The 24,872-nt window shown below is 62.0% G+C and carries 24 protein-coding genes and 2 pseudogenes; 16 read left to right on the top strand and 10 right to left on the bottom strand.

Translation table 11 applies throughout. The features are described from left to right. Positions 1-202: 202 nt before the first annotated feature. Entirely contained in the window at positions 203-1,363 is a 1,161-nt protein-coding gene (locus C0Z19_RS01855; RefSeq protein WP_102608063.1) for an iron-containing alcohol dehydrogenase, read from the bottom strand. Between the two features lie 91 nt (positions 1,364-1,454). After that, complete coding sequence (locus C0Z19_RS01850) at positions 1,455-1,781, bottom strand: aldo/keto reductase (protein WP_102608062.1); 327 nt, start codon at positions 1,779-1,781, stop codon at positions 1,455-1,457. Positions 1,782-2,142: 361 nt separating this feature from the next. On the opposite strand from C0Z19_RS01850, the gene C0Z19_RS01845 reads away from it, so the two are divergent. Together C0Z19_RS01845 and C0Z19_RS01840 are read left to right on the top strand one after the other, a co-directional pair. Then, on the top strand, positions 2,143-2,847 hold the full coding sequence (locus C0Z19_RS01845) for a c-type cytochrome (protein ID WP_102608061.1): 705 nt from the start codon (positions 2,143-2,145) through the stop codon (positions 2,845-2,847). 101 nt (positions 2,848-2,948) lie between these two features. Further along, positions 2,949-3,773 (top strand): c-type cytochrome, encoded by an 825-nt coding sequence (locus C0Z19_RS01840; RefSeq protein WP_233195964.1) that lies wholly within the window; start codon positions 2,949-2,951, stop codon positions 3,771-3,773. Between the two features lie 46 nt (positions 3,774-3,819). Here C0Z19_RS01840 and C0Z19_RS01835 read toward each other — a convergent pair whose 3' ends face one another. After that, positions 3,820-4,083: a DUF2249 domain-containing protein gene (locus C0Z19_RS01835; protein WP_102608060.1), complete on the bottom strand. Its 264-nt coding sequence runs from the start codon at positions 4,081-4,083 to the stop codon at positions 3,820-3,822. A 450-nt stretch (positions 4,084-4,533) separates the two neighbouring features. Here C0Z19_RS01835 and C0Z19_RS28405 point away from each other — a divergent pair. Both C0Z19_RS28405 and C0Z19_RS27865 read left to right on the top strand, forming a co-directional pair. Further along, positions 4,534-4,707: pseudogene (locus tag C0Z19_RS28405) on the top strand (helix-turn-helix domain-containing protein); the annotation flags it as partial. Between the two features lie 65 nt (positions 4,708-4,772). Next, positions 4,773-5,144 carry a hypothetical protein gene (locus C0Z19_RS27865; protein WP_146011974.1) on the top strand — a complete coding sequence of 124 codons (372 nt, stop codon included), beginning with the start codon at positions 4,773-4,775 and terminating at the stop codon, positions 5,142-5,144. A gap of 152 nt (positions 5,145-5,296) precedes the next feature. Here the strand turns inward: C0Z19_RS27865 and C0Z19_RS28995 are convergent. The 5 genes and pseudogenes from C0Z19_RS28995 to C0Z19_RS01805 all read right to left on the bottom strand — a co-directional run. Next, positions 5,297-5,404 (bottom strand): annotated as a pseudogene (locus C0Z19_RS28995) (cupin domain-containing protein); the annotation flags it as partial. Between the two features lie 29 nt (positions 5,405-5,433). Further along, the gene (locus C0Z19_RS01820) at positions 5,434-6,141 is read right to left on the bottom strand and encodes a succinate dehydrogenase/fumarate reductase iron-sulfur subunit (protein WP_102608175.1); all 708 of its coding nucleotides are present in this window, start codon (positions 6,139-6,141) and stop codon (positions 5,434-5,436) included. Positions 6,142-6,481: 340 nt separating this feature from the next. Further along, positions 6,482-7,195 carry an RNA polymerase sigma factor gene (locus C0Z19_RS01815; RefSeq protein ID WP_102608059.1) on the bottom strand — a complete coding sequence of 238 codons (714 nt, stop codon included), beginning with the start codon at positions 7,193-7,195 and terminating at the stop codon, positions 6,482-6,484. After that, positions 7,192-7,551, bottom strand: coding sequence for a cupredoxin domain-containing protein (locus tag C0Z19_RS01810; RefSeq protein ID WP_102608058.1), 360 nt, complete (start codon positions 7,549-7,551; stop codon positions 7,192-7,194). Before C0Z19_RS01810 ends, C0Z19_RS01815 begins: the two co-directional genes overlap by 4 nt. Beyond that, on the bottom strand, positions 7,532-8,080 hold the full coding sequence (locus tag C0Z19_RS01805; RefSeq protein ID WP_102608174.1) for a DUF4142 domain-containing protein: 549 nt from the start codon (positions 8,078-8,080) through the stop codon (positions 7,532-7,534). Before C0Z19_RS01805 ends, C0Z19_RS01810 begins: the two co-directional genes overlap by 20 nt. Positions 8,081-8,373: 293 nt before the next feature. On the opposite strand from C0Z19_RS01805, the gene C0Z19_RS01800 reads away from it, so the two are divergent. Further along, on the top strand, positions 8,374-9,102 hold the full coding sequence (locus C0Z19_RS01800) for a FadR/GntR family transcriptional regulator (RefSeq protein ID WP_102608057.1): 729 nt from the start codon (positions 8,374-8,376) through the stop codon (positions 9,100-9,102). 105 nt (positions 9,103-9,207) lie between these two features. Here C0Z19_RS01800 and C0Z19_RS01795 read toward each other — a convergent pair whose 3' ends face one another. Continuing rightward, positions 9,208-10,953 carry an IlvD/Edd family dehydratase gene (locus C0Z19_RS01795; RefSeq protein WP_102608056.1) on the bottom strand — a complete coding sequence of 582 codons (1,746 nt, stop codon included), beginning with the start codon at positions 10,951-10,953 and terminating at the stop codon, positions 9,208-9,210. A 49-nt stretch (positions 10,954-11,002) separates the two neighbouring features. Here C0Z19_RS01795 and C0Z19_RS01790 point away from each other — a divergent pair, with 49 nt between their 5' ends. The 10 genes from C0Z19_RS01790 to araH all read left to right on the top strand — a co-directional run bounded on the left by C0Z19_RS01790 (position 11,003) and on the right by araH (position 21,797). Continuing rightward, on the top strand, positions 11,003-11,215 hold the full coding sequence (locus C0Z19_RS01790; RefSeq protein ID WP_102608055.1) for a hypothetical protein: 213 nt from the start codon (positions 11,003-11,005) through the stop codon (positions 11,213-11,215). A gap of 166 nt (positions 11,216-11,381) precedes the next feature. Continuing rightward, positions 11,382-12,296, top strand: a complete 915-nt coding sequence (locus C0Z19_RS01785) for an ABC transporter substrate-binding protein (protein WP_233195961.1) — start codon at positions 11,382-11,384, stop codon at positions 12,294-12,296. Positions 12,297-12,326: 30 nt separating this feature from the next. Continuing rightward, positions 12,327-13,847 carry a sugar ABC transporter ATP-binding protein gene (locus C0Z19_RS01780; protein ID WP_102608053.1) on the top strand — a complete coding sequence of 507 codons (1,521 nt, stop codon included), beginning with the start codon at positions 12,327-12,329 and terminating at the stop codon, positions 13,845-13,847. Then, complete coding sequence (locus C0Z19_RS01775; protein WP_102608173.1) at positions 13,847-14,887, top strand: ABC transporter permease; 1,041 nt, start codon at positions 13,847-13,849, stop codon at positions 14,885-14,887. The genes C0Z19_RS01780 and C0Z19_RS01775 overlap by 1 nt, the downstream gene beginning before the upstream one ends. Beyond that, entirely contained in the window at positions 14,884-15,993 is a 1,110-nt protein-coding gene (gene yjfF / locus C0Z19_RS01770) for a galactofuranose ABC transporter, permease protein YjfF (RefSeq protein WP_102608052.1), read from the top strand. Before C0Z19_RS01775 ends, yjfF begins: the two co-directional genes overlap by 4 nt. Positions 15,994-16,011: 18 nt before the next feature. Beyond that, on the top strand, positions 16,012-16,941 hold the full coding sequence (locus C0Z19_RS01765; RefSeq protein ID WP_102608051.1) for a dihydrodipicolinate synthase family protein: 930 nt from the start codon (positions 16,012-16,014) through the stop codon (positions 16,939-16,941). Positions 16,942-17,035: 94 nt separating this feature from the next. Continuing rightward, positions 17,036-17,962: a Gfo/Idh/MocA family protein gene (locus C0Z19_RS01760; protein ID WP_102608050.1), complete on the top strand. Its 927-nt coding sequence runs from the start codon at positions 17,036-17,038 to the stop codon at positions 17,960-17,962. A 196-nt stretch (positions 17,963-18,158) separates the two neighbouring features. Continuing rightward, a complete protein-coding gene (locus C0Z19_RS01755; RefSeq protein WP_102608049.1) occupies positions 18,159-19,163 on the top strand; it encodes an arabinose ABC transporter substrate-binding protein in 1,005 nt (334 codons plus the stop codon). A gap of 50 nt (positions 19,164-19,213) precedes the next feature. Beyond that, a complete protein-coding gene (araG, locus tag C0Z19_RS01750; RefSeq protein WP_233195960.1) occupies positions 19,214-20,725 on the top strand; it encodes an L-arabinose ABC transporter ATP-binding protein AraG in 1,512 nt (503 codons plus the stop codon). Between the two features lie 76 nt (positions 20,726-20,801). After that, the gene (gene araH / locus C0Z19_RS01745; RefSeq protein ID WP_102608047.1) at positions 20,802-21,797 is read left to right on the top strand and encodes an L-arabinose ABC transporter permease AraH; all 996 of its coding nucleotides are present in this window, start codon (positions 20,802-20,804) and stop codon (positions 21,795-21,797) included. Positions 21,798-21,952: 155 nt separating this feature from the next. Here the strand turns inward: araH and C0Z19_RS01740 are convergent, their stop codons facing one another. Next, positions 21,953-22,525 (bottom strand): Spy/CpxP family protein refolding chaperone, encoded by a 573-nt coding sequence (locus C0Z19_RS01740; RefSeq protein ID WP_102608046.1) that lies wholly within the window; start codon positions 22,523-22,525, stop codon positions 21,953-21,955. 254 nt (positions 22,526-22,779) lie between these two features. Here C0Z19_RS01740 and C0Z19_RS01735 point away from each other — a divergent pair, with 254 nt between their 5' ends. Further along, entirely contained in the window at positions 22,780-24,849 is a 2,070-nt protein-coding gene (locus C0Z19_RS01735; protein ID WP_102608045.1) for an NAD(+) synthase, read from the top strand. The last annotated feature ends 23 nt before the right edge of the window (positions 24,850-24,872 follow it).

Below are 24,872 nucleotides of genomic sequence, written 5' to 3'. Positions count from 1 at the left end.
GGGGGAAAAGCGCACGTCGATGCATGTCGCGGCGCGCGTTTCGAACGCGCGCGACCGCCTCACGGCGCCGTGCCAAGGCGCTGTGGGGTGTCGTTGGCCTGCTTTGTGATGCGTAAGGAAATCGTAAAGCTTCTACGCGGGCGCTACTGTGCGTCGCGACACACTAGTCGGCGAGCGCCATGGTTCGGGCTTACAGGCCGGGCTAGAAGGCTGAGGAATAGATTGCCAACGCATCCGCTTCGGTGACGGGCCGCGGATTGTTGACCAGCAAACGCTGCTGCAGCATGGCGTCCTTCGCCATGCGCTCGAGCCCCTCGCGAGCGATTCCCACCTCCCGCAGCGTCGACGGGATGCCCGTCTCGGCAATCAAATGCTCGATGTGCCCGATGAATGCGAGCGTCTTTGCTTCGCTGGTGCCAACGGCCTCGGGCAGCACGGCTTCGGCCAATTCGGCGTAGTGTGGCGCCGCCGTCTCGGCGTTGAACTTCAAGACGTGCGGGAGCACGAGCGCGTTCGACAGGCCATGCGGTACGTGATAGATGCCGCCGATCGGGTAAGCCAGCGCGTGAACCGCGGCCACAGGCGCGTTCGCGAACGCCTGCCCGGCGAAGGTCGCGCCGAGCAGCATCGCCTCGCGAGCCGCACGGTCGTGGCCGTTGCGGCACGCGGTCAGGAGGCTGCGCGAAAGCAGTTGCAGCGCCCGCACGGCCAACATGTCGGAGATAGGGTTTTTCAGTCGCGCGGAGGTGTAGGCCTCGATGGCATGGACCATTGCATCGATGCCTGTCGCGGCGGTCGCGGCAGGAGGCAGGCCCAAAGTAAGTTCGGCATCGAGAATCGCGAGATCGGCGATCAATTGCGGCGCGACGACACCCATTTTCGTCGCCTCGCCGACTGTGACGATCGAAACGGCCGTCACTTCCGAGCCGGTACCGGCCGTCGTGGGCATTTGAACGAGCGGTACGCGCGTCCCTTCGACGCGGTTGACCCCGTACATCTCGGCGAGCGGTTGCTCGCCGGCCAGCAACACGGACAGCAGCTTGGCGACATCCATCGACGAGCCCCCACCTAGCCCGATGACGATTTGCGCCTGCGCGTCGCGCGCGCGGGTTGCCGCTTCGAGCACAACGTGTTCCGGCGGGTCGGCCACGACGTTATCGACGACTGTCACGGACCACCCGCTCGCCGCGAGATCCGCCAGCGCGGGCGCCAGCAATCCGCTGCGGTGCAGAAATCCGTCCGTCACCAGACATAGCCGCGTAAGCGCGCTATATCGGTCACGGAGCAACGTGCCGAGACGCCGCGAGGCGCCGAATTCGACGATGATCGTCGGGACGGTTTGAAAGCGAAAAGGCTCGGCCATGTTGGGTCTCCGCTCGCGGTATCGCCCTGCATCATAGCTGATCGAGGCGAAGCAAGGCGTGGGCGCCACGCGGGCCGGGCATGGCAGCCAATCAGTCGCTTGTCGCCCTGCGGGTGACCCCGTGCGCGGCGAATGAGCGGCGATCGCCCGCCCAGCGCGTTCTGCCTGCAATGGCGTCGATACGAGCCAGCGTTTCGGGTGCGAGCGATACCGCGGCGGCCTGTGCGTTTTCGGCAATCCGCTCGAGCTTGCGCGTACCGGGAATGGGCACGACATCGTCGCCCTGAGCCAGCAACCATGCCGGGGCGAACTGTGCAACCGTGAGGCCCAACTCATCGGCCAGCACTTTGAGCGCTGCGCGCGTGCTCTTCGGCGATCCGGGTGTTGACTGTCGACGTGGTAGTGCGAGCGACCCGATCGCCGTGAATGGCTGTGTTCATATCTGATATCTCCATGTTTTTTCAGCAAAGCGCGCGGCAGCACGTGGCAGCGACACCGCGCTTCTGGCTGCCTCGTAATGTCCTCTCTGTAGCAACTCCTGGACGTCTCTCGGTAAGCTATTTGCAGTAAACGGTCGATCTGCAGCAGGCCGCTTCGACTCTCAGGAAATACGAAATGCCGACGGGCCGCTGAATCTGTCAGACAATCTGAGACAAGCGACGTGAATACCGGCTGCTGATCGGGAAATTGCTATTGGTCTCGCGGGCCGATTGGATCGATGCTGGCCTTCACGGCTGGCCAAGCATCCGGAGCGCGAAACTACAAAAACGAGGGGACGTATGAGGCAACGAATCAATCCGGAACGCAAAGCAACACTCGCACGGTGCGCGGTCGTCGTTGGGGCGATCGTGGGAATGACCAGCACGTATGCGCAGGACTCGCCGCTTGGCATGACGATCGCGACAAAGGGCGCGGCAAAGGGTATCCCCGCCTGCATCAGTTGTCACGGCCCGAACGGCGAAGGTAACGCTGCAGCGGGATTTCCGCGACTCGCAGGACTGAGCGCCGCGTACCTGTCGGCACAGCTAGCCGAATTTGCAACGGGGCAACGGAAGAGTCCGGTCATGCAACCTTTCTCCAGGCTCATGACGCTGGATGACCGTAACGCTGTCGCCGATTACTTCAGCAAGCTGCCAGCGCCCGTCGGGAACATCGCTGAAGATCCGGGGAAGATCAAGCCTTCTGACACGGGTGCATGGCTCGCCACCCGCGGCCGATGGAGCAGTGGCCTTCCAGCTTGTGCGCAGTGCCACGGGCCTGGTGGTGTGGGCGTCGGTGAGACTTTTCCACCACTCGCGGGGCAACCCGCCGCCTATATTTCAGGCCAGTTGCACGGCTGGAAGACGGGTGCCCGGCCGCCGGGTCCCATGGCGCTCATGCCGGTGATCGCGAGCAAACTCTCGGACGCCGACATCGCGGCGGTTGCGGACTACTACGGCGGCGAGGCTTCGGCTGGTGTCGCTCCGACGAAGGTGAGCAAATGATGAACGTACGCGGACTGATCTATGGAAGCGCCTGCCTTCTCATCCTGAGTGCAACCAGTTCCAGCTCGTTCGCAGCCGACGCCGGTAGCAGTGCAAGCACAATGCCGCCGGCGAAATCAACGACAGGCACCGCCGGAAAAGTGTTCGTCCCGCCCGCCGAGGAAACGATGCCGATCGATGATTTTGGCAAGTCGGTAAAGATGGGGGAACAGATATTCACGCACACCCAGGAATTCGCCGGCAAATATGTGGGCAACTCGCTTAACTGCGCCAGTTGTCATCTGGATGCCGGCCGCAAAGCGAACTCGAGCCCTCTTTGGGCTGCGTACATTTCATACCCCGCTTACCGCAGCAAGAATAGACATGTGAATACGTTTGCCGAGCGCATGCAGGGCTGCTTCCGGTACAGCATGAACGGCAAGGCGCCGCCGCTGGGGGACCCGACACTCGTTGCATTGGAGACTTACGCTTACTGGCTCGCTAAAGGTGCTCCGCTGGGCGAAAAGGTCGCTGGACGCGGTTATCCGAAGCTTGCGGCGCCCGCGCAGAAACCGGACTTCACGAGAGGTAGTCAGGTCTATGCACAGCATTGCGCGTTGTGTCACGGCGCCGACGGCCAGGGTCAGTCGACCAACGGAAAAACCGTATTCCCGCCGCTATGGGGTGAACACTCTTTTAACTGGGGTGCCGGCATGCATGAGATCCAGAATGCGGCGGGCTTTATCAAGGCGAACATGCCGCTCGCACTGGGTGGCACCCTGACGGATCAGCAAGCATGGGACGTGGCAACGTTCATGGACAGTCACGAGCGACCACAGGATCCGCGTTTCGCAGGGTCCGTGGAGGCGACCCGCAAGCAATACCACGACTCACCAAACTCGATGTACGGCAAAACCGTCAATGGACATGTTCTCGGAAGTCCCTAGTCGCTTGATGAAGTCTCGATCCGCGTCGCGCTGCGTATGGTCGAAGTCAATCAAGCGCCGTGACGGGCTTGCCAATCAGCACACACCACAGGTCCGCGCGCCCTTGTTTGCCTTGCCACCAGAATCCATCCGGCAATTCGGCAGCAAATTCTTCCAGCAACGGTTCGGGATTGTGGTCCGATACGAGTTCGAGCGCCTGGCCGGGGGCCAATCGTGCAAACGTGTCGAAAACCATTGAATGGCGCTCGTGCGGATCAACGGTGCCGATATCGACGACGATCACGGCGGCAGGGGTTGTGAGGGCGGACATAGTCGTACTCCCGAATGAACACAGAAAAGCAGAATGAGGTGCGCGAGCGGCCTCAATGCACAGGCCGGTGAAGCTCTGAAAAGAGCGTTTCTGATGTATTTTTTAGCATAGAGATCGGCACTCGAACCCGATCTGGGTCAATTGGTCGCACGACGACAGCGGCGCCACCCTTCAGCGATCCGATGAGTGCGATAGCGCCCGCGTTAAAGGTTCATGGATCCGCTCGTTCGGCATCATTGTTAGCGCAGTCTAAATGATGTATTGTTGATGCATGTTATATGCGCTACCGAACGAATCGCATCCCTGCTCGACGAGCACGCTGGAGCCCGGCGAGTTCATGCGCTTTGTCAACGACCGCCACGGCTGCCGCGTCATGCAGATCGGGCATGACTTCGGGCCTCGCGTGGACATCGGATACGTCGCTCGTGAGCCGGGCAACATTGTGGTTGACGCGAAGACATTGGAAGCTACCTCGGGCTGAAGCTCGAGACCGTCAGCCGGATGCTGTCGAAATTGCAGGCGCAGCGGCTGATCGAGGTGCACGGCAAGGATCTCCGGATTCTCGATATTGACGCGTTGCGGAAGCTGGCGACGAATGTTTGCATGTCTCCCTTCCACGTTTAGCAGACGCCGCCAAGAATGCGGGTTACTGAGACTCGCGTGTCAGAAAGTCGGCGAGGAGGACATTGATGGATACGCCCTATGAGGTCGAAGGCACCGCATCCCGGTGGGTAGACCATGCTGACAACCAGGGGGATGATCGGGCACAACCTTCAAACCGCACCGCATCAGTAAGCGGTGCGTTGTCCCCTTGCGCCGCGAATTTCCCGATGTTGACGCCCCACGAGATCGCCACGCTGATGCTCATCGCTCGTACGCCCGGGCAGGTCAGCATCGAATGGCCCGATCTGCTGCCGCTGTTGAGTGGGAACCTGGTCCAGATTGACAAGTGTCGCCGGTGCAAGGGCAAACCTCTCGTGACGCCGTTGGGCGAAAGTCTCGTTGTCCGACTTTGTATGACGTCGCGCCGGGCATCTGAAAGACACATCCCCACACCCTGATCCCGATCTTCATCGGGACCATCAAGGAGCATCGATTGACGTTCAAGAAGTCGCACGAATTGCGCCAAACGCTGGTGTTCGGCAGATCAGCGGCGGCGTCTGGCAAGTTCCGGGCTTGACTGCGGATACAGTGAGTTTTCCATCATTCACCCCTCCAGATGATCCGACCGCATGAGGGTGACCGATTTCGACTCCCGCAATGCATCGCCGAGTGGTCGAACGTCGATCAACTCCCCCTGTGTTGCCCTTGGCATTGCCATGTCAGCCTCTCCACACCAGGTTGCGGCGCTCAGATCGCCCTGCGCACAAGCATGCTGCGAATCTCCCCGATTGCCCTTGCCGGATTCAGGCCTTTAGGGCAGACATCCGTGCAGTTCAGAATCATCCGGCAGCGCTGAAGACGGTACGGATCGTCAAGATTGTCGAGCCGCTCAGCCGTGCCCTCGTCGCGGGAATCGACCAGAAAGCGATAAGCCTGCAGGAGTCCGGCGGGACCGACATATTTATCCGGATTCCACCAGTACGAGGGGCACGCGGTGGAACAGCACGCGCACAAGATGCACTCGTAGAGACCGTCGAGTTGATTGCGCTCCTCGGGCGTCTGAAGCCTTTCCCGCTCGGGTGGGAGCGTGTCGTTGATCAGGTAAGGCTTGATCGAGTGGTACTGGTTGAAGAACGCGGTCATGTCCACGATCAGGTCGCGAACGACCGGCAATCCGGGCAGCGGACGCAAAACCGTGTGCCGAGGGAGGTCGTTAAGGTTGGTTACGCAAGCGAGTCCATTCTTGCGGTCGATGTTCATCGCATCCGAGCCGCACACGCCTTCGCGACACGAACGCCGAAAGCTTAGCGTCTCGTCCTGTGCCTTGAGCCGGACAAGTACATCGAGCAACATCCGGTCATCCGGGGTCACTTCAATCTCGTACGTCTGCATGTACGGCTTGGGATCGCGGTCCGGATCGTAGCGAAAAATTTCAAAGGTTCTGGTGTCACTCACGATGTTCCTCCGCAGTCGGCCCGCGCGGAAAAACGAGCCCATCCCGAACACCCGCAGTTGGTATTCGCGCGCTCCCCACGGGGATAGATCGAGTGTGCAACTACGTGTCGTTGGAGCGGTTTCACCGGCTTCCTCACTGGGAAGACAAAGCACCAGCCCGGCAGCAATGCGTAGGCCGGTGCGTACTTACCTTACCTTGACGGAATGGCAGTACATTGCGTTAGATCAAGAAGTTAAATATATATCACAACATGATATTAATGAACGGCGACCATCGGGACTTGATACAAAAATCAACCTGAGTCCTGTTCCGAGCCGGGGGCATCCGCCGACGCCTGCCCTACTCGCTTGCCCGTGCATCGAGGCGTGCGAGCACCGCGGCGACGATACTGTCGCAGCGCGCACCATCGAATGAGAAAACATCGCGCTCCGCCAGATCGAGTTCCTGCGACAACGATTCGCGCAACAAGCTGCGCGCTCGAAAATGGCGCGTACGTACCGTCGATTCGGGTATGCCAAGGCACTGCGCCGTTTCCTCGACGCTGAGCTCTTCGACGCAGCGCAGGACAAAGACAACCCGGAACGCCTCCGGTAGCGCATCGAGTTTTCGTTCGAGCAACGCACGCACCTGTGCGCGCATGAGTGCGTCGTCCGGCTGTGATGCGCAAGATTCGTCCATGAGCTCGTGATCCGGTGCGTCGTTTGCCGATGTGCTGACCATCGGCGCGACGGCATGCCTGCGCGCGTCGCGTCGCAATCGTGCCAGGCACGCGTTCAGGACGAGCCGCGAAAGCCAGGTGGAAAGTTGAGCATCGCCGCGGAAAGCGCCGATGGCGCGATACGCTGCCAGATACGCGTCCTGCAACGCATCCTGGGCCTCGGCATCGTCGCGCAAGGTCGCACGTGCGAGGCGATAGAGCCGCTGGTTGTAGCGGCGCATCAGGCACACGAAGGCGTCGCGCTCGCCAGCGCCTACGGCGGCGGCCAGCGCGCGGTCGTCAACGCTTTCCCAGTCGCGTGCAGTCGCACCGCCTATCGTCGTACCGGAGCTCATGGTCGTTCCTTGACGATGAGTTGCGCCTGCATCGTCGGATGAAACGTGCATCGGTACGCCAGGTGGCCTGGCGTCTTCGCGCGATAACGCCACCGACCGCCGGGCGCGATCGCGTGTGAGTCGAAGCCGCCGGCAACCGTCGAAGTCACCGTATGCGCGACGATATCTGAATTGACCCAAACGATCGTATCGTCGCGCGCAACGGTCAAATTGGCCGGTACGAACTGCATATCGACCATCTTGACGGTCCATGTCTTTGCCGACGCGGGCAACGCGAGCGCCGCGCAGGCGCCTACGCACAGCGCAACGCCGGCCGCTCTCAAGCGCCTCGCGCAACTAGTTTCCGCCGCTTCCATTTAATTGCTCGTCCAATGCTTTGGCGTGATTCAGATGCGCGACGAATGTCGGCCTGACCTTGACGAGCAGCGCTTTCAATTCCGTATTCTGCGCGTCGGGGATCAACGTCTTGTCCATCGCGTCGAGCACGGCTTGATGGTATGCCACTTCGTGATTGACGTAGGCTTTATCGAACGCCTTTCCGGTCAACCCTTTCAGCTTGGCGAGGTTCTCCGCTCCGCCGTTCTTTAGCGATTCGCTCGTCGCGTTGGGCTCAGGGGTGACCTTCAGCTTATGAACGAGATCGCCTGCGGCTTGATTGACGCCCGCGTGGTCCCGCACCATCGTCTGGGCAAAGGCCTTGACGTCTTTGCTCGCACTCTTTTGAATGGCGAGTTTGCCCGCGTCGATGTCGACCTGGTTGGCGGTCACGACAATCGCGGCGATTTGAGGGTCTGTCGGGGCGGCGCCGTTGGCGCCCTGGGCCTGCGCATTGAACGCCAGAGCAACCACGGCGGCAGCCAGCGCCAGCGTGGGGATAGGTTTCAGGTTCACGTGTCTCTCCTGACGAATGGGAGACCGTCGGGCGCATCGGCGATGCGAACGGGGAGGTCTTGCCGCGATAGATGCCACGACGCAGTGGCGCGTTCCCGTTCATTTGCGATCCCCTCACACGAGTTCAAACGCACCGCAATGATGGTTTATTCCAACTGTCGCCCGGGTCCTCTGGCCATACTGTATGTGCTATGCTGGCGCACACTTCGCCGCCTATCCGTCGCGCGCTCGACATGAGCCATTTCGCTTGCTGACGCTCAACTCGGCCGGCCGCATTCTCGAACTCTATGGACTATCGACATCTCAAGAACCGCAAGAGCATGCACGCGCGGATCGTGCAGGAACTCGGCACCGAGATCGTCAGCGGCAAGTTCGCACCCGGTGAACGCCTGCCGCCCGAACCCACGCTATGCGAAGCCTACGGCGTAAGCCGCCCCGTGTTGCGCGAGGCGACGCGTGTTCTCGTCGCGAAAGGGCTCGTCGTCTCGAAGCCGCGCGTGGGCAGCGTCGTGCGTCCGCGCGAAGAATGGCACATGCTCGACCCGGACGTGCTGTTTTGGACGATCAGCGTCACGCCCGAAGGGGAGTTCTTTCGCTCGCTGTTGACGGTGCGACGCATTATCGAGCCGGCCGCAGCCGCGCTCGCGGCAACCGAAGCCACGGAAGAGGATGTCGCGCGAATTCGTCGCGCCTATCAGCAGATGGAAAGCGCGCAAACGGCAACCGAACTGTTGGAACCCGATCTCGAGTTTCACCGCGCTGTAATGGCCGCCACGCATAACGACATGCTCGCCTTCATCGGCAACATGATGTCGCTTGCATTGACCGAATCGATCAAACTGACGAGCCGTCACCCCGATACGCACGCGCTGTCGTTGCCGCGGCACAAGGCAATTATGACGGCGATCGAGCATCGGGATCCGCTCGGCGCACGTCAGGCCAGTCTCGTGCAGTTGGAAAACGCGAAAGCGGATGCGGAGACGATTCTCGTTATCGGGCGGCCCATCGCCGGTTGATCGCTAGACGTAGAACGTCGGAATCGGCCCCCGCGAGGTCTGAACCCGAGGACCGATTCGACGCGGGCTCGCCCGCATAAACCCATCAAATGGCGCGCCGCCTCTTCAATGCGAGTGCGGCGGCACTTCCGCCCCGCGACAACCGACGAGGAAATCGAAGTCGCACCCCTCGTCCGCTTGCAACACGTGGTCGATATAAAGATTGCGGTAGCCGCTGACGTCGGCCGCATTGGGTCGCGTGTTGGTCTCGCGCCATTCGGCCAAACGTTGAGCGAGTTCTTCTTCGCCGATGTCCAGATGCAACCGCCCTGCCTCGCAATCGAGTTCGATCCAATCGCCGTTTCGCACGATAGCAAGCGGTCCGCCCGCGCGCGCTTCCGGAGCGACGTGCAACACGACCGTGCCGTACGCGGTCCCGCTCATGCGCGCGTCGGAAATGCGAACCATGTCGGTCACGCCTTGTGCAAGCAACTTCGGCGGCAAGCCCATGTTGCCCACTTCCGCCATTCCCGGGTAACCCTTCGGCCCGCAGTTTTTCATGACCAGAATCGAATCTGCGGTCGCCTCCAGATCGGGATCGGCGATGCGCGCTTTATAGTCGTCGAAGTTCTCGAAGACGACGGCACGGCCGCGATGCTTGAGCAACGACGCGGTTGCGGCCGACGGCTTGAGCACTGCGCCACGCGGCGCGAGGTTGCCGCGCAACACGCAAAGCCCGCCGTCGGAAACGAGCGGCGTCGCCAGTGGCCGGATCACTTCGTCGTTGTAAATCGGCGCCTCTTTGCAGTTGTCCCAAAGCGAGTGGCCGTTAGCGGTCAACGCGTCGGGGTGCGGCAGCATTCCGGCTTCCCCGAGGCGGCGCAATACTGCGGGCAAACCGCCCGCGTAGTAGAACTCCTCCATCAGGAAGCGGCCCGACGGCTGCAGGTCGACCAACGTCGGCGTACCGCGCCCGATGCGCGTCCAATCGTCGAGCTCGAGTTGCACGCCGATGCGGCCGGCGATCGCCTTCAAGTGAATGGCCGCATTGGTCGAGCCGCCGATCGCGGCATTGGCGCGAATCGCATTTTCGAACGCTTCGCGCGTCAACAGCTTCGAGAGCCGCACGTCCTGCAATGCCATCTCGACGATGCGCATGCCCGAAAGATGTGCGAGGACGTAACGACGCGAATCGACGGCGGGAATGGCCGCGTTGTGCGGCAACGTCACACCCAGCGCTTCGGCCATGCATGCCATCGTCGAGGCGGTGCCCATTGTGTTGCAGGTGCCGGCCGACCGCGACATCCCGGCCTCCGCGGCCATGAATTCGTGAATCGAAATGCGCCCTGCTTTCACTTGCTCGCTCAATTGCCAAACCACGGTGCCCGAGCCGATGTCGCGCCCTTCATGTTTACCGTTGAGCATCGGGCCGCCGCTGACGACGATCGCGGGCACGTCGCAACTGGCCGCCCCCATTAGCAACGCGGGCGTGGTTTTGTCGCAACCGGCCAGCAAGACCACCGCGTCGATCGGATTGCCGCGGATCGACTCTTCCACATCCATGCTCGCGAGATTGCGCGTAAACATGGCGGTCGGCCTCAGATTCGATTCGCCGTTCGAGAACACCGGGAATTCGACAGGGAAGCCGCCCGCCTCGAACACGCCGCGTTTGACGTGTTCCGCGAGCTTGCGAAAGTGCGCATTGCACGGCGTGAGTTCCGACCAGGTGTTGCAGATGCCGATGATCGGCTTGCCCTGAAACTCGTGATCGGGGATGCCCTGGTTCTTCATCCAACTGCGATACATGAAGCCGTTCTTGTCGGCCGTGCCGAACCATTGGGCGGAGCGAAGCTTGGCGGGTTTGTCTGTCATTGCGCTATGCCTGTTGTAGGCGAATATAGTAAAACGATTATAGATCTCGATGGATCTCGCTGCTTGCGCCGCGATCCACCGTAAGATCACTCTTCGAGAGGCGGCGATGTGGCTAATTTCCCACATATTGGCACTTTCCGGCCTCTTCGTGGCGCCTTTTCCTCAGATCGTCGATAGAAATAGCATGACTATTGACGTGGCGAAGCTGGGGAAAACGCTAATCGTTTCTCGGTTTGACCGTGCTTATAGTTTGGCTATTTAGAAAACAGCACGTCGACAGGCGGCCGCGATCCTGAGACGGCGCATACGGTGTATCAAGCAGTTCGTTCGATGTAACAAAACCAAGCACGCATCAAAGACAAACGGAGACAAGCATGGGACGTTCGGTACGGTTGGCGCTAAACGCATTGCTCGGATTGACGGTGGCGATGTCGGTCGTGGTCGATAGCCACGCGCAGGACAAGAAGATCACGCTCGGTTTCGCTCAGGTCGGCGCGGAAAGCGCATGGCGTACGGCGAACACGGTGTCGGTCAAACAGGCTGCAAAGGATGCGGGCATCAATCTGAAGTTCTCCGACGCACAGCAGAAGCAAGAGAACCAGATCCGCGCGATTCGTTCGTACATCGCGCAAAAGGTGGACGTGATCGCATTCTCGCCGGTCGTCGAATCGGGCTGGGAGCCCGTGCTGGAGGAAGCGAAGAAAGCGCATATCCCCGTCGTGCTGACCGATCGCAACATCGACGTCAAAGACAAGTCGCTCTACGTCACGATGATCGGTTCGGACTTCCTCGAGGAAGGTCGTCGCGCGGGCCGTTGGCTTGAAGAGACGTACAAGAACAACCCGGGCCCGATCAATATCGCTGAATTGCAAGGCACGGTCGGCTCCGCGCCCGCGAACGATCGCCATTCGGGCTTGATGGAAATCATCAAGAACGATCCGAAGTTCAAGATCATCGCGTCGCAAAGCGGAGACTTCACGCTGGCAGGCGGCAAACAAGTGATGGAAGCGTTTGCAAAGACCTACGGCAAGCAGATCAATGTCGTCTACGCGCATAACGACGATATGGCCCTCGGCGCCATTCAGGCGATGGAAGAAGCCGGCATGAAACCGGGGACGGACGTGAAGGTCGTTTCGTTCGATGCGACGAAGGGCGGCTTCCAGGCGATGATCGCGGGCAAGATCAACGTCGATGTCGAATGCAGCCCGCTGCTCGGGCCGCAACTGATGAGCGCCGTGAAGGACATCGTGGCAGGCAAGACGCTGCCCAAGCGCATCGTCACGAACGAGACGGTATTCCCGATGAACGTGGCGGCGCAGGTGTTGCCGCAGCGTAAGTACTGATCGCCCCCGGACTTTCAGCGAGCGAAGCCCATGACTGGCCCTCTCGTACTCGAAACGCTCGGCCTGACGAAGTCGTTTCCCGGCGTCAATGCGCTCACCAACGTCGACTTTCGTCTCTTTGCCGGCGAAGTTCATACGCTGATGGGCCAGAATGGCGCAGGCAAATCGACGCTCATCAATGTGCTGACGGGCGTGCATTCCCACGACGCGGGCGAGATCCGCATCGACGGCGAAAGCGTTCGGTTCGCCGCGCCGCTGGAAGCCGAGGCGGCCGGCATCAGGACGCTTTATCAAGAGGTCAATCTCTGTCCCAATCTGTCGGTCGCCGAAAACATCTTCGCGGGCCGTCAGCCGCGGCGGCGTGGGGCGATCGATTGGAAGGCGATTCACGCGGGTGCCCGCGAAGCGTTGGCGCAGCTCAATATCTCGCTCGACGTCACACAGTCACTCGATACATACCCGATCGCCGTGCAGCAAATGGTGGCGATCGCACGTGCCGTCAGTGTCGATGCGCGCGTGCTGATTCTCGATGAACCGACTTCAAGCCTCGACGATTCGGAAGTTTCGAAATTGTTCGAAGTCCTAACGAAGTTGAAGCAGTCAGGCATCGCGATTCTGTTCGTCACGCACTTTCTGGAGCAGACATACGCGATCTCCGATCGCATCACCGTCATGCGCAACGGCCAGCGTGAAGGCGAATATCTGGCGAAGGACCTGCCCGTCGACGAGCTCGTGCGCAAGATGGTGGGCGATGTGCCGGTCACCGCGCAACGTACGCGCTCGTCTTCCGAGCGCAACGATGCGGCTGCTGCGAACCGCGCTCTGCCTCGCTTCGACATGCGCGGCGTGGGCAGGCGCGGCGCGGTGCAGCCAATCGATTTGACGCTCGAGTCGGGACGCATCATGGGTCTGGCCGGCTTGCTCGGCTCGGGACGCACCGAAACTGCGCGTCTGCTGTTCGGTGCCGACCGCGCTGATACGGGCTCGATTACCGTCGACGGCAAACCGGTCAAGCTCGGCTCGCCGCGTCATGCGGTGAAGCATGGCATCGGTTATTGCCCGGAGGATCGCAAGAAGGAAGGCATCGTCGCCGCCTTGTCGATCCGCGAGAACATCGTGCTGGCTTTACAGGCGCGGCGCGGTTGGTGGCGCCCTCTTGGCCGGGCGAAAGAAAAGCGGATCGCCGAACACTATGTGAAAGCGCTCGGCATTCGTGCGCGCGACATCGAGCAGCCCATCGAATTGCTCTCCGGCGGCAATCAGCAGAAGGCATTGCTGGCGCGCTGGCTGGCGACCGATCCGAAGATGTTGATCCTCGACGAGCCGACCCGCGGTATCGACGTGGCGGCGAAGTTCGAGATCATGGACCGCGTCATGCAGTTGTGCGCAAAGGGCCTCGGCATTTTGTTGATCTCCTCCGAGATCGCCGAGGTGCTGCGCTTGAGCGACCGGATCGCAGTGTTGCGCGACCGCCGCAAGGTGGCCGAGCTCTCGGGCGACGAGCTCGACGAGCAAGCCGTTTATCAACTCATTGCCGGAGGCGAGGCATGATGCCGCGCTTGTTGCAGGCGATCGCGCGCCATCCCTTGCTATGGCCCGTCGTTACGCTGCTGCTGTTGTTCGCGCTGGATGTCGCGCATCGGCATGACTTTCTCGGCATCACCGTGCTCGACGGGCATCTGTTCGGCGCGCCGATCGATATTCTCAATCGCGCCGCACCGCTCGTCGTCGTATCGCTCGGCATGACGCTCGTCATCGCCACACGCGGCATCGATATTTCTGTGGGCACCGTCGTCGCGATCGCCGGGGCTGCTGCTGCGATCCTGCTGGCCGACGATCCGACGCACGTCGGCGCCGCGCTCGCTGCGGCGCTCGGGGTCGGGCTCTTGGCCGGCGCATGGAACGGCCTGCTCGCCGCTTTCGTCGGCATGCAGCCGATCATCGCAACGCTGATCCTGATGGTGGCCGGGCGCGGTGTCGCGCAGTTGTTGACGGGCGGTCAAATCATTCCGATCGGGGCTCGCGGCTATTTGCGGCTCGGCGATGGCTTCGTCGCGATGGTGCCGTGCGCGGTGTGGATCGCCGTGGCCGTCGTCGTAATCACGTCGCTGCTCGTCAATCGCACGGCGCTTGGGTTGCTTGTGCGAGCCATCGGCGTCAACCCTGTCGCGGCGCGCCTCGTTGGCCTGCGCTCCAGCGCCATCGTGTTCGGCGTCTATGTGTTTTGCGGATTGACGGCGGCGATCGCCGGCATTTTGACGAGTTCCAACGTGCGTAGTGCCGACGGCAACAACGCGGGGCTGCTGCTCGAACTCGATGCCATTCTCGCCGTCACGCTCGGTGGCACATCGCTTGCCGGCGGTCGCTTCTCGCTGATCGGCACGGTGCTCGGTGCGCTCATCATCCAGACGCTGACTTACACGACCTATTCGATCGGCGTGCCGCCCGAAGCGACGCTCGTCGTCAAAGCGATCGTCGTGCTCGTGGTCAGCGTGATTCAGTCGGCGCGTGCGCGTGCGTTGCTCGCTCAGCTTGCAGCACGGTTCACCGCGCCATCCTCTCCTACCCGCGCCCGCACGGAGGTGCAATGAGCGCGTTCATCCGTCGTCTTCTCGATCCGCGCACGCTGCCGATCGTCGTCACGATCGCGCTGTTTGCAGCGTTGTTCGGCTTCGGTTCGTTCATGTACACGGGCTTCGGCTCGTTGCAGGTGCTGCTCGGACTGCTCGTCGATAATGCGTTCCTGCTGGTCGTTGCGATCGGCACGACGTTCGTGATTCTCTCGGGCGGGATCGACCTGTCGGTCGGCGCCGTCGTCGCGTTCACGACGATCGTCTGCGCCGTTTGCGCCGAACGGTGGCATTGGCCGATCTGGGCTGTCGCGCCGCTCGTGCTCGCCATCGGCGCCGCTTACGGTGCGGCCATGGGTGCGCTGATTCATTACCTGCGGTTGCAGCCGTTCATCGTGACGCTCGCAGGGATGTTCCTCGCACGCGGTGCCTGCTTTCTTGTCACGACGCAATCGATCACCATCGACGAGCCCTCGTTTCACGCAGTGGCGAGCTATAACCTGCCAATCGGCAGCGGTGCGCTGAACGCAGGAGCGCTGATTGCACTCGTGACCCTCGCGCTTGCCATCTACGTCGCGCACTTCACGCGGTTCGGCCGCAACGTCTATGCGCTGGGCGGCAACGAGAAGTCTGCACTGCTGATGGGTTTGCCCGTGGCCCGAACGAAGATCGGCGTCTATGCGCTCGGCGGTCTGTGCTCGGCGTTGGGCGGCCTCGTCTTCACGCTCTATGTGCTGTCGGGCTATGGCTTGCAGGGTCAAGGCATGGAACTCGACGCAATTGCCGCGAGCGTGATCGGCGGCACGCTGCTCACGGGCGGGGTCGGCTACATCATCGGCTCGGTCTTCGGCGTAGGCGTGCTGGGCACGATTCAGACCTTGATCACGTTCGACGGCACGCTCAGTTCGTGGTGGACCCGGATTGTCATCGGCGCGCTGCTTTGCGTCTTCTGCCTGCTACAACGCGTCATCGAACGCCAGGCCGCGCGGCGTAAATCGAACGGCTCCGGGCTCGGCAGTTCGGCTTTGCGCAAGCAAGCGAAGCCCGAGGCCGGCGAAGGTCAAGGCGACACCGCGCCGCTTGGGCTGCGCGCCCGGCTGCTGCGCACGCACCGCATGCATGGATAGCTTTTATCAGGAGTACGAATAGTGACCGTATCGACCCGCCCCTTTTCGGGCGTCTTCCCAGTCGCACCGACACCGTTTACCGAGGCCGGCGAACTCGATCTCGACGGCCAGCGCCGTGTGCTCGATTGCATGATCGATCAACGCGTGGATGGTATCTGCATTCTGGCGAATTACTCGGAGCAGTTTCTTCTGACCGATGCCGAGCGCGACATTCTCGTCGACCTCTGCCTGACCCACGTGGCCGGGCGCGTGCCCGTCATGGTCACGTGCAGCCACTTCAGCACGCAGATCGCATCTGAGCGCGCGAAGCGCGCGGCGGCCGCCGGAGCAAGCATCATCATGGTGATGCCGCCGTATCACGGCGCGACGCTGCGTGTCGACGAGAACGCCATGTTCGACTTTTTTGCGCAAATCGCCACGGCTGCAGGCGTGCCGGTCATGATTCAGGACGCGCCGCTGTCGGGCGTCGCACTGAGCGTTCCGTTTCTCGTCAAGGTCGCGCGCGAACTGCCGCTCGTGCGCTACTTCAAGATCGAGGTGCCGCAGGCCGCGGCCAAGTTGCGCGCGCTGATCGCCGCCGGCGGCGATGCAATCGTTGGGCCGTTCGATGGCGAGGAAGCGATTACGCTGCTGCCCGATCTCGATGCCGGCGCAACCGGTACGATGGCGAGCGCCCTGCTGCCCGATCTGATTCGCACGGTTTTCGACGATCACCGCGCGGGCCGCCGCGACGAAGCGCGCGCAGGCTATGCGCGCATCCTGCCGCTGATCAACTACGAAAACCGCCAATGCGGGTTGCGGGCCGCCAAAACCGTGATGATGGAAGGCGGCGTCATCAAGAGCGATGCGGTGCGTCGTCCGTTGGATGCACTCGCGCCGGCCACGCGTGCGGAACTGCTCGAACTCGCGCGTGAAGCGAACCCGCTCGCGCTGCGCTGGGGCCTGTGATTGAGGCTGAGATGAAACGACCCCCACGCTCACTTTATTCGCTGCCCCCCGAGGGGGCGCTCAGCCTCCTTGGGACGGCCCGGCGGAGGCTGAGATGAAGAGAATCCCGCTGGCGCTGGCAGGCATCGGCAAGATCGCGCGCGATCAGCATTTGCCCGCCATTGCAGCCGATCCCCGCTTCGAACTCGTTGCGTGCGCGAGCCGCAATGCGACCGTCGAAGGCGTACGCAACTATCCGACCCTCGAAGCGCTGCTCGCCGCCGAGCCTCGTATCGAAGCCGTGTCGCTCTGCTCCCCGCCGCTGCCGCGCTTCGCCCAAGCACGCGCGGCCCTCGCCGCGGGCAAGCACGTCATGCTCGAGAAGCCGCCGGGCGGTTGTTTGAGCGAAGTCCGCGCGCTAGAGGAAATCGCGCGCACGGTGGACAGAACGTTGTTCGCAAGCTGGCATTCGCGACACGCGCTCGGCGTCGAAGCGGCGCGCACGTGGCTGACCACGCAAGACCTGCGCTCGGTCAACGTGCGCTGGAAAGAGGATGTCCGTCGCTGGCATCCGGGGCAGGCCTGGATTTGGGAACCTGGTGGCCTCGGCGTGTTCGACCCCGGCATCAACGCGCTGTCGATCGTCACGCGCATCCTGCCGCGCGAGGTCGCACTCGTTTCTTCGACGCTGAGCTTTCCGTCGAACCGACAGATGCCGATTGCAGCAGATCTCGAGCTGTTCGATACGGCAGGCGTGCCGGTACACGTCGAATTCGATTGGCGTCACGGGCCGCAGGAGCTTTGGGAAATCGAAGTGCGAAGCGCCGATGGCGCGTTGCTGCTGTCGCAAGGCGGCAACCGGCTGCAAATCGACGGCCGCGAAGTCGCGCTTGGCTCGGTGCATGAATACCCCTCGCTCTATAGCCACTGGGGTGGGCTCATCGATCGCGGCGAACGAGATGTCGATGTGCGTCCGTTGAGCCTCGTGGCCGATGCGTTCCTGCTCGGCAGACGGGAGATCGTCGAGCCGTTCATCGATTAGCGTCAGGCGGCGTCAGGTTCGGCTGGCAACACGCGTTGCCGGCTCGAATCACGACGCGCTCATAGCCGAAATCCTGGGGGCCGTTTTCGCTGCAGCGTTGCTCCGGGTACGCTTCAGTTTAATCAGTAGTACTAAATTATCGATTCGTTTTTGGTTCACAACACGGTCCATCGTGACCGACAAGAAGGAGACTAGTATGACCAGCAAGCTTCGCCGCTTCACGCTGCGCGCCGCGATGGCCGCGATTATCGCCGCTCCCCTCGCGACTTCGTTCGGGGTCCATGCGGATGAGCCTTTGAAGGTCGGCTTTCTCGTGAAGATGCCCGAGCAGGCATGGTTCATCAACGAGCAGAAAGCGGCTGCGGCGCTCGGCAAAGCCGAGGGCTTCTCGGTGGTCAACATCGGCACGCCCGACGGCGAGCGCGTGCTCAGCGCGATCGACAACCTCGGTGCCCAAGGCGCGAAGGGCTTCGTCATTTGCGCTCCTGACGTCCGGCTCGGACCGGCGATCCAGGCGCGCGCCAAGAAGTACGGCATGAAGTTCGTGACCGTCGACGATCAGCTCGTCGATTCGTCGGGCAAGCCGCTCGCCGACGTGCCGCACCTCGGCATGTCGGCCTCGAAGATCGGCAACCAGGTGGGCCAGGCGATCTCCGATGAAATGAAGCGTCGCGGCTGGAAGCCCGAGGAAGTGGGCGCGATCCGCATCTCCGACTACGAACTGCCGACGGCCAAGCTGCGTACCGATGGCGCGACCGAAACGCTGCTCGCGAACGGCTTCAAGAAGGACAACATCTTCGATGCGCCGCAGAAAACGACCGACGACGAAGGCGGTTTCGTCGCTGCCTCGCCCGTGCTGTCGAAGCACCCGAACATCAAGAAGTGGGTGATCTTCGCGCTGAACGAAGAATCGGTGCTGGGTGGCGTGCGCGCAACCGAGCAGGTGCACATCCCGTCGGCGGACGTGATCGGCGTGGGTATCAACGGCGCCGGGGAAGCGTTTGCCGAGTTCCAGAAGAAGGAGGCTACCGGCTTCTACGGCACGATTGCCGTCAGTTCGACGAACCACGGCAAGCAAAGCACCGAAAATCTCGTCGATTGGATCAAGACGGGCAAGCAACCGCCCGCCGACACTCAAACGACGGGCAAGCTGATGACGCGCGACAACTGGCTCGCCGTGCGTAAGGAACTGGGGATTTAAACGTCATGCGTGACGCGAACGACAATATTGTTTCGATTGGCGCGAGCCGTATGGACGCGGTCGGCATTCAAACGAACGCGCCTTACCTGCAGCTCGACGGCATCACCGTCAGTTTTCCCGGCGTGCTCGCGCTCGATCGTGTGTCGTTCGCGGTACGCGCCGGCGAAGTACACGGCTTGATGGGCGAGAACGGCGCCGGCAAATCGACGTTGCTGAAGGTGCTCTCGGGTGTCAATGTGCCGCAGTCGGGCACCTTGACGCTTGCAGGCGTCGAACAGCATTTTTCCGGGACCAAAGCGGCAATCGACGCTGGCATTGCCATCATTTACCAAGAGCTCCATCTCGTTCCCGAGTTGACCGTCGCCGAAAATCTCATGCTCGGTCAATTGCCGAGCCGCCTTGGCGTACTCAGCGAACGGGCCTTGATCGAGCGGGCCTCGCAAACCCTGGAGCGCCTGGGCGAGCGCATCGACCCGCGCGCGCAGGTGAAAGATCTTTCGATCGGGCAGCGGCAGATGATCGAGATCGGCAAGGCGTTGATGCGCGATGCACGCGTCATCGCGTTCGACGAACCGACGAGTTCGCTGTCGGCTCGCGAAACGACGCAGCTGTTCAAGATCATCAATGGCCTGCGTGCGGAGGGCCGCGCCATCGTCTACGTCACGCACCGGATGGACGAGGTCTATGAGCTCTGCGACCGCGTCACCGTTTTCCGCGACGGGCATTCGATCGAGACTTTCGAAGAAGTCGACGGTCTGGAGCGCGACCGCCTGATCAGTTCGATGGTGGGCCGCTCGATTCGCGATGTCTATGGCTACCGCCCGCGTGCGGTCGGCGACGTGCGCATCGAAGCGAAAGCGCTGCTGGGCCCAGGCCTGACGGAGCCCGTTTCATTCAGCGCGCGCCGTGGCGAAATTTTGGGCTTCTTCGGGCTCGTCGGCGCCGGGCGCTCGGAATTGATGAAGTTGATTTGCGGAGCGGTACGTCCCAGCGCGGGTCAGATCGAACTCGACGGCCGCGTCATGCGCTTTTCGACACCGCGCGACGCCGTACGCGTCGGTATAGCCTTGTGTCCCGAAGATCGCAAGCAGGAAGGCATCGTCGCGATCGCATCGGTGGCCGACAACATGAACATCAGCGCGCGCCGTCATTCGAGCTTTGCCCGCTGGCTGCTGAACGAGCGGCGCGAGCGTGAACTGACCAACGACTACATCGGCAAACTTTCGATCAAGACGCGCAACGGCGATACGCCGATCGGCAAGTTATCGGGCGGCAATCAGCAGAAGGTGATTCTGGCGCGCTGGCTGGCCGAGCAGATCGATGTGTTCGTTATGGACGAGCCCACGCGCGGCATCGACGTAGGAGCGCGGGCGCAGATCTACGAGCTGCTGTACGGCTTGGCCGAAGCGGGGCGTACGGTGCTGATGGTATCGAGCGATCTCGCGGAAGTGATCGGCGTGGCCGATCGCATCATCGTCATGAAGGAAGGCGGCGTCGTAGGCGATCTGCCCAAGGCGCAGGCTACGCCCGATCAATTGATCAAGCTGGCCCTGCCTCGTTGAAACACTGAAGTTCCGGATTCCTTAGCACTACTGATTTTTCGGCCGCGCAGTTTGCGGCAACGAACGAGACGAGACCATGCAACAACCACAAACCCTTTCGCAAACCGCCTCCGGCGGGCCGGCTGGCTATGCTGCCAAGGTATGGCGGCTGATGAACAAGTCGGGCATCGTCATGGTGTTCGCGATTCTATTCGTCGTGCTGTGCTTCACCGTGCCCGACTTCCTCACGAGCCGCAACATGCAGGGCCTGCTGCTGTCGGTGACGCTGATCGGCGCGATCGCCGTCACGATGATGTTTGTGCTGGCGCTCGGCGAAGTCGATCTTTCGGTCGCATCGATCGTGGCGTTCTCGGGGGTCGTTGCTTCCACGATCATTACGGCCACGCACAGCGTGTTGCTCGGCGTAACGGTGGGCGTGCTGGCCGGCGGCGCGGTCGGTCTCGTCAACGGCGTGTTGGTCGCACGCTATCGGATCAACTCGCTGATCGTGACGCTCGCGATGATGGAAGTCGTGCGCGGCCTCGCGTTCATCGTGTCGAACGGCGATGCGGTCATGATCTCGGAAGAACGCTTTTTCGATCTGGGCGGCGGCTCATTCCTCGGGATCTCCTATCCGATCTGGAGCAACATCGTCGGTTTCGTCGTATTCGGTTTCATCTTGCGCAAGACGGTGTTCGGCAAGAACGTGCTCGCCGTGGGCGGCAACGGCGAGGCTGCGTTGCTCGCCGGTTTGCCGGTCACGCGCATCAAGGTTCTCGTGTTCGTTCTGCAAGGCCTCGTCACGGGCTTCGCCGGCGTCATGCTCGCGTCGCGGATGAGCCTGGGCGATCCAAAGACTTCGGTCGGTCTCGAACTCGGCGTGATCTCGGCGTGCGTGCTGGGCGGCGTGTCGCTGACGGGCGGCGTGGCGACCATTTCGGGCGTGCTCGTCGGCGTTCTCATCATGGGCTCCGTGCAAGACGCGATGAGCCTGCTCAATGTGCCGACGTTCTATCAGTACCTCATTCGCGGCGGCATCTTGTTGCTCGCCGTGTTGTTCGATCATCTGCGTCGCAGCCGTCGCGTGCATTGATATAGCCGAACCCCACCCTGCCACCTTGACGGGCGGCGTACCGGGCGCAACATCGCCCGGCCGCCCCCTCTCTTTCGCGGTAACCCCGCATCGATCTCCGACTGACGAGGCGATTTGGCCGAACGATTCGTTCGGCCGCTTTTTTGGGGGTGCGCTTACCAGGACCATCCGTCCTGTTCGCGGTAGGTGCGCAACTTCTCTCGCTGTTTGTTGGTGAGCACCGCTTCCATGCGCTTGCGTGCATCGCGGGAAGAATCGATCATCTTTTGACGCAAATCGCCAATCGCCTGGTACGTACTGTCGATCGCCGCGGCGTCTCGCGTCGGCGCTTCGTAAAGGTCCCGCAGTTTGGCTTGCTGATCCATGATGCCGTTCATCAGCGCCCAATGCGCGTGGCGCGTGTCGTCTTGGATGCGGTTGATCTTCGTTCTCTGTTCGTCGGTCAACCCAAGCGCGTCGCCCCACCCCACGCCGAAACCCATCATGCCTGGCCCGCCACCCATCATGCCGGGCCCGCCGCCCATCATGCCGGGTCCACCGCCCATTATGCCGGGGCCGCCCCCCATCATCCCCGGGCCCAAGCCGCCGCCCATCATGCCGTATCCGCCGCCCTGGCGCCCTGAGTTGGAAGCTTGAGCGAACGCGGACGTGGTGGTGAGCGCCGTCGCAAAGAACGCCATGCTCACCGCGGCAACCATTGCCGTCCTGCTTATTCGTACAGATGCCATCACAGCCTCCCTGGCGCCATAGGAATGACTACAAAATGACGTGGGCGCGCTCTTCAGTCGCGCGTCGTGTCAATTATTTGACGCTCGTTACGCGATGGACCGCTTGACCTGGGTCAAGCTGCGCGTTCGACCAGCCGAGCGCACCTGCCAGCGAAAGTTGAGTCGAGTCACCGACAGCCGCTCTGACCTGGTTGCGCTGATGGGCCAGCGCGCGTACTTTTCCTACGTCACTACGAATGCAAGGATCATCTGCCATGTCGCATGGACCGAGCTTCTTCAATCTGTATCGACACAATTTCGCCCGCATCGCGGTGGCCGTGCCGCGCGCCCATGTGGCGGACCCGGCCTCGAACGCCAGGGAGACCATCGCGCTGATGCGCGAGGCCGACGCGGACCACGCCGCAGTGACGCTGTTTCCCGAGTTGGGCCTCTCCGCCTACTCGTGCGACGATTTGTTTCATCAGCGCGCGTTGCTCGACGCGAGCCTTGCCGCGCTGAACGATGTCGTCGCCGCGTCGCGCGATATCGGCTCCATAGTGGTCGTCGGCCTGCCGCTCGAGATCGACGCCCTGCTGTTCAATTGCGCCGCGGTAGTTCATCGAGGCGCCATCATCGGCGTCGTACCGAAAACTTATCTGCCCAATTACCGGGAGTTCTACGAGCCGAGGCAATTCGCGCGCGGCGACCGACTGCTGCGCGATTCGATTTCGTTGCTCGGCCAATCCGATGTCCCATGCGGCAACGCGCTGCTGTTTCGCTTCGGGCAGCAACCGTTGCTGACGTTTCACATCGAGATTTGCGAAGACCTGTGGGTGCCGGTTCCACCCTCCTCCTTCGCTGCGCTGGCCGGGGCGACGGTCTTGCTCAACCTTTCGGCATCCAATGTGACGGTCGGTAAAGCCGATTTCCGGCGCGAACTCGTCGGCGGCCAATCGGCGCGATGCCTGGCCGCTTATGCCTATAGCGCCGCGGGTTACGGCGAATCGACGACCGACCTGGCCTGGGATGGCCATGGCGTGATCTATGAGAACGGCAATGCCCTCGCCGAAACGCGCCGCTTCCTGGACGCGCCGCAGTGCATATTCGCGGACGTCGACCTCGATCGTTTGATCAGCGAACGAATGAGGCAAACGACGTTCGGCGATACCGCACATGCCCATCGCGATGCCTGCGCGCGCTTTCGGACCGTCACGGTGCCGGCCGTGCTGCCCACGACGATTCGTCTGCCGCTTGCGCGCAAGTACGAGCGCTTTCCTTACGTCCCTTCGGACCCGGCACGGCGTGACGAACGCTGCCGGGAGATCTACGACATCCAGGTGCAAGGGCTCGTCACGCGGATGCGTGCGGCGCGAGCGTCACGGCTCGTTATCGGTGTATCGGGCGGTCTCGATTCGACCCAGGCGCTGCTCGTCTGCATGCACGCGGTCCAGGCGCTTCAATTGCCCACCACGGCTGTCATCGGTTGCATCATGCCCGGCTTCGGCACAAGCGAACGGACGCTTGATCAGGCGCGCCGTCTGGTCGCCGCACTCGGATGCGAAGCGCGCGAAATCGATATTCGTCCAAGTTGCCTGCGCATGCTGGAAGACATCGGCCATCCCTATGCGAACGGCGAACCCGTCCATGACATCACCTTCGAAAACGTTCAGGCCGGCGAGCGTACGAGCCATTTGTTCAGGATGGCTAATCAATCCGGTGCGCTCGTGGTGGGGACCGGCGATCTGAGCGAGCTTGCACTCGGCTGGTGTACGTACGGCGTTGGCGATCAAATGTCGCATTACGGCGTCAATGCGAGCGTGCCTAAAACGCTGATTCAGTATCTGATTCGTCGCAGCGCGCAGGCCGGCCCGTTCAGCGCGCAGGCCAGCGCCGTCTTGCTCGACGTGCTCGACACCGAGATCAGTCCCGAACTCATTCCGGCCGGAGAAGCCGGCGGGGTTCAGCGCACCGAGGACACGGTCGGGCCTTATGAATTGCAGGATTTCAATCTTTATTATGTGTTGCGCTTCGGATATCGACCGTCGAAAGTCGCCTTTCTCGCCTGGACTGCATGGCACGATGCCGCGTCCGGCGCGTGGCCCGATCTACCGCCGGAGAAACAGCACGGCTACGAAATCGGCACGATCAGGCAATGGCTCGGCGTCTTTCTTCAACGCTTTTTCGGCGGGCAACAGTTCAAGCGCAGCTGCCTGCCCAACGGGCCGAAAGTCGGCTCCGGCGGTTCTTTATCGCCCCGCGGAGACTACCGCGCGCCGAGCGACTCGGCAGCCGACGCATGGTTAGCCGATCTCGCGACAATACCCGGGCAAGATGATCGCGCGTAGCGCCAGCGGGGTTGACGTTCGCT

It is taken from the genome of Trinickia soli, from assembly GCF_002879855.1.
GTDB classification, from domain to species: domain Bacteria; phylum Pseudomonadota; class Gammaproteobacteria; order Burkholderiales; family Burkholderiaceae; genus Trinickia; species Trinickia soli.
This window is presented reverse-complemented; position numbering and strand designations above follow the sequence as displayed.

Excerpts from the sequence above, each read along its gene's own strand:
- C0Z19_RS01845 (WP_102608061.1), top strand. The coding sequence starts at position 2,143 with ATGAGGCAACGAATCAATCCGGAACGCAAAGCAACACTCGCACGGTGC.
- C0Z19_RS01755 (WP_102608049.1), top strand. The coding sequence starts at position 18,159 with ATGACCAGCAAGCTTCGCCGCTTCACGCTGCGCGCCGCGATGGCCGCG.
- araH (WP_102608047.1), top strand. The coding sequence starts at position 20,802 with ATGCAACAACCACAAACCCTTTCGCAAACCGCCTCCGGCGGGCCGGCT.
- C0Z19_RS01800 (WP_102608057.1), top strand. The coding sequence starts at position 8,374 with ATGGACTATCGACATCTCAAGAACCGCAAGAGCATGCACGCGCGGATC.
- C0Z19_RS01760 (WP_102608050.1), top strand. The coding sequence starts at position 17,036 with ATGAAGAGAATCCCGCTGGCGCTGGCAGGCATCGGCAAGATCGCGCGC.
- C0Z19_RS01810 (WP_102608058.1), bottom strand. The coding sequence starts at position 7,551 with ATGGAAGCGGCGGAAACTAGTTGCGCGAGGCGCTTGAGAGCGGCCGGC.
- C0Z19_RS01795 (WP_102608056.1), bottom strand. The coding sequence starts at position 10,953 with ATGACAGACAAACCCGCCAAGCTTCGCTCCGCCCAATGGTTCGGCACG.
- araG (WP_233195960.1), top strand. The coding sequence starts at position 19,214 with ATGGACGCGGTCGGCATTCAAACGAACGCGCCTTACCTGCAGCTCGAC.
- C0Z19_RS01775 (WP_102608173.1), top strand. The coding sequence starts at position 13,847 with ATGCCGCGCTTGTTGCAGGCGATCGCGCGCCATCCCTTGCTATGGCCC.
- C0Z19_RS01785 (WP_233195961.1), top strand. The coding sequence starts at position 11,382 with ATGTCGGTCGTGGTCGATAGCCACGCGCAGGACAAGAAGATCACGCTC.
- C0Z19_RS01855 (WP_102608063.1), bottom strand. The coding sequence starts at position 1,363 with ATGGCCGAGCCTTTTCGCTTTCAAACCGTCCCGACGATCATCGTCGAA.
- C0Z19_RS27865 (WP_146011974.1), top strand. The coding sequence starts at position 4,773 with ATGGATACGCCCTATGAGGTCGAAGGCACCGCATCCCGGTGGGTAGAC.
- C0Z19_RS01815 (WP_102608059.1), bottom strand. The coding sequence starts at position 7,195 with ATGAGCTCCGGTACGACGATAGGCGGTGCGACTGCACGCGACTGGGAA.
- C0Z19_RS01780 (WP_102608053.1), top strand. The coding sequence starts at position 12,327 with ATGACTGGCCCTCTCGTACTCGAAACGCTCGGCCTGACGAAGTCGTTT.
- C0Z19_RS01840 (WP_233195964.1), top strand. The coding sequence starts at position 2,949 with ATGCCGCCGGCGAAATCAACGACAGGCACCGCCGGAAAAGTGTTCGTC.
- C0Z19_RS01835 (WP_102608060.1), bottom strand. The coding sequence starts at position 4,083 with ATGTCCGCCCTCACAACCCCTGCCGCCGTGATCGTCGTCGATATCGGC.
- yjfF (WP_102608052.1), top strand. The coding sequence starts at position 14,884 with ATGAGCGCGTTCATCCGTCGTCTTCTCGATCCGCGCACGCTGCCGATC.
- C0Z19_RS01790 (WP_102608055.1), top strand. The coding sequence starts at position 11,003 with ATGGATCTCGCTGCTTGCGCCGCGATCCACCGTAAGATCACTCTTCGA.
- C0Z19_RS01735 (WP_102608045.1), top strand. The coding sequence starts at position 22,780 with ATGTCGCATGGACCGAGCTTCTTCAATCTGTATCGACACAATTTCGCC.
- C0Z19_RS01740 (WP_102608046.1), bottom strand. The coding sequence starts at position 22,525 with ATGGCATCTGTACGAATAAGCAGGACGGCAATGGTTGCCGCGGTGAGC.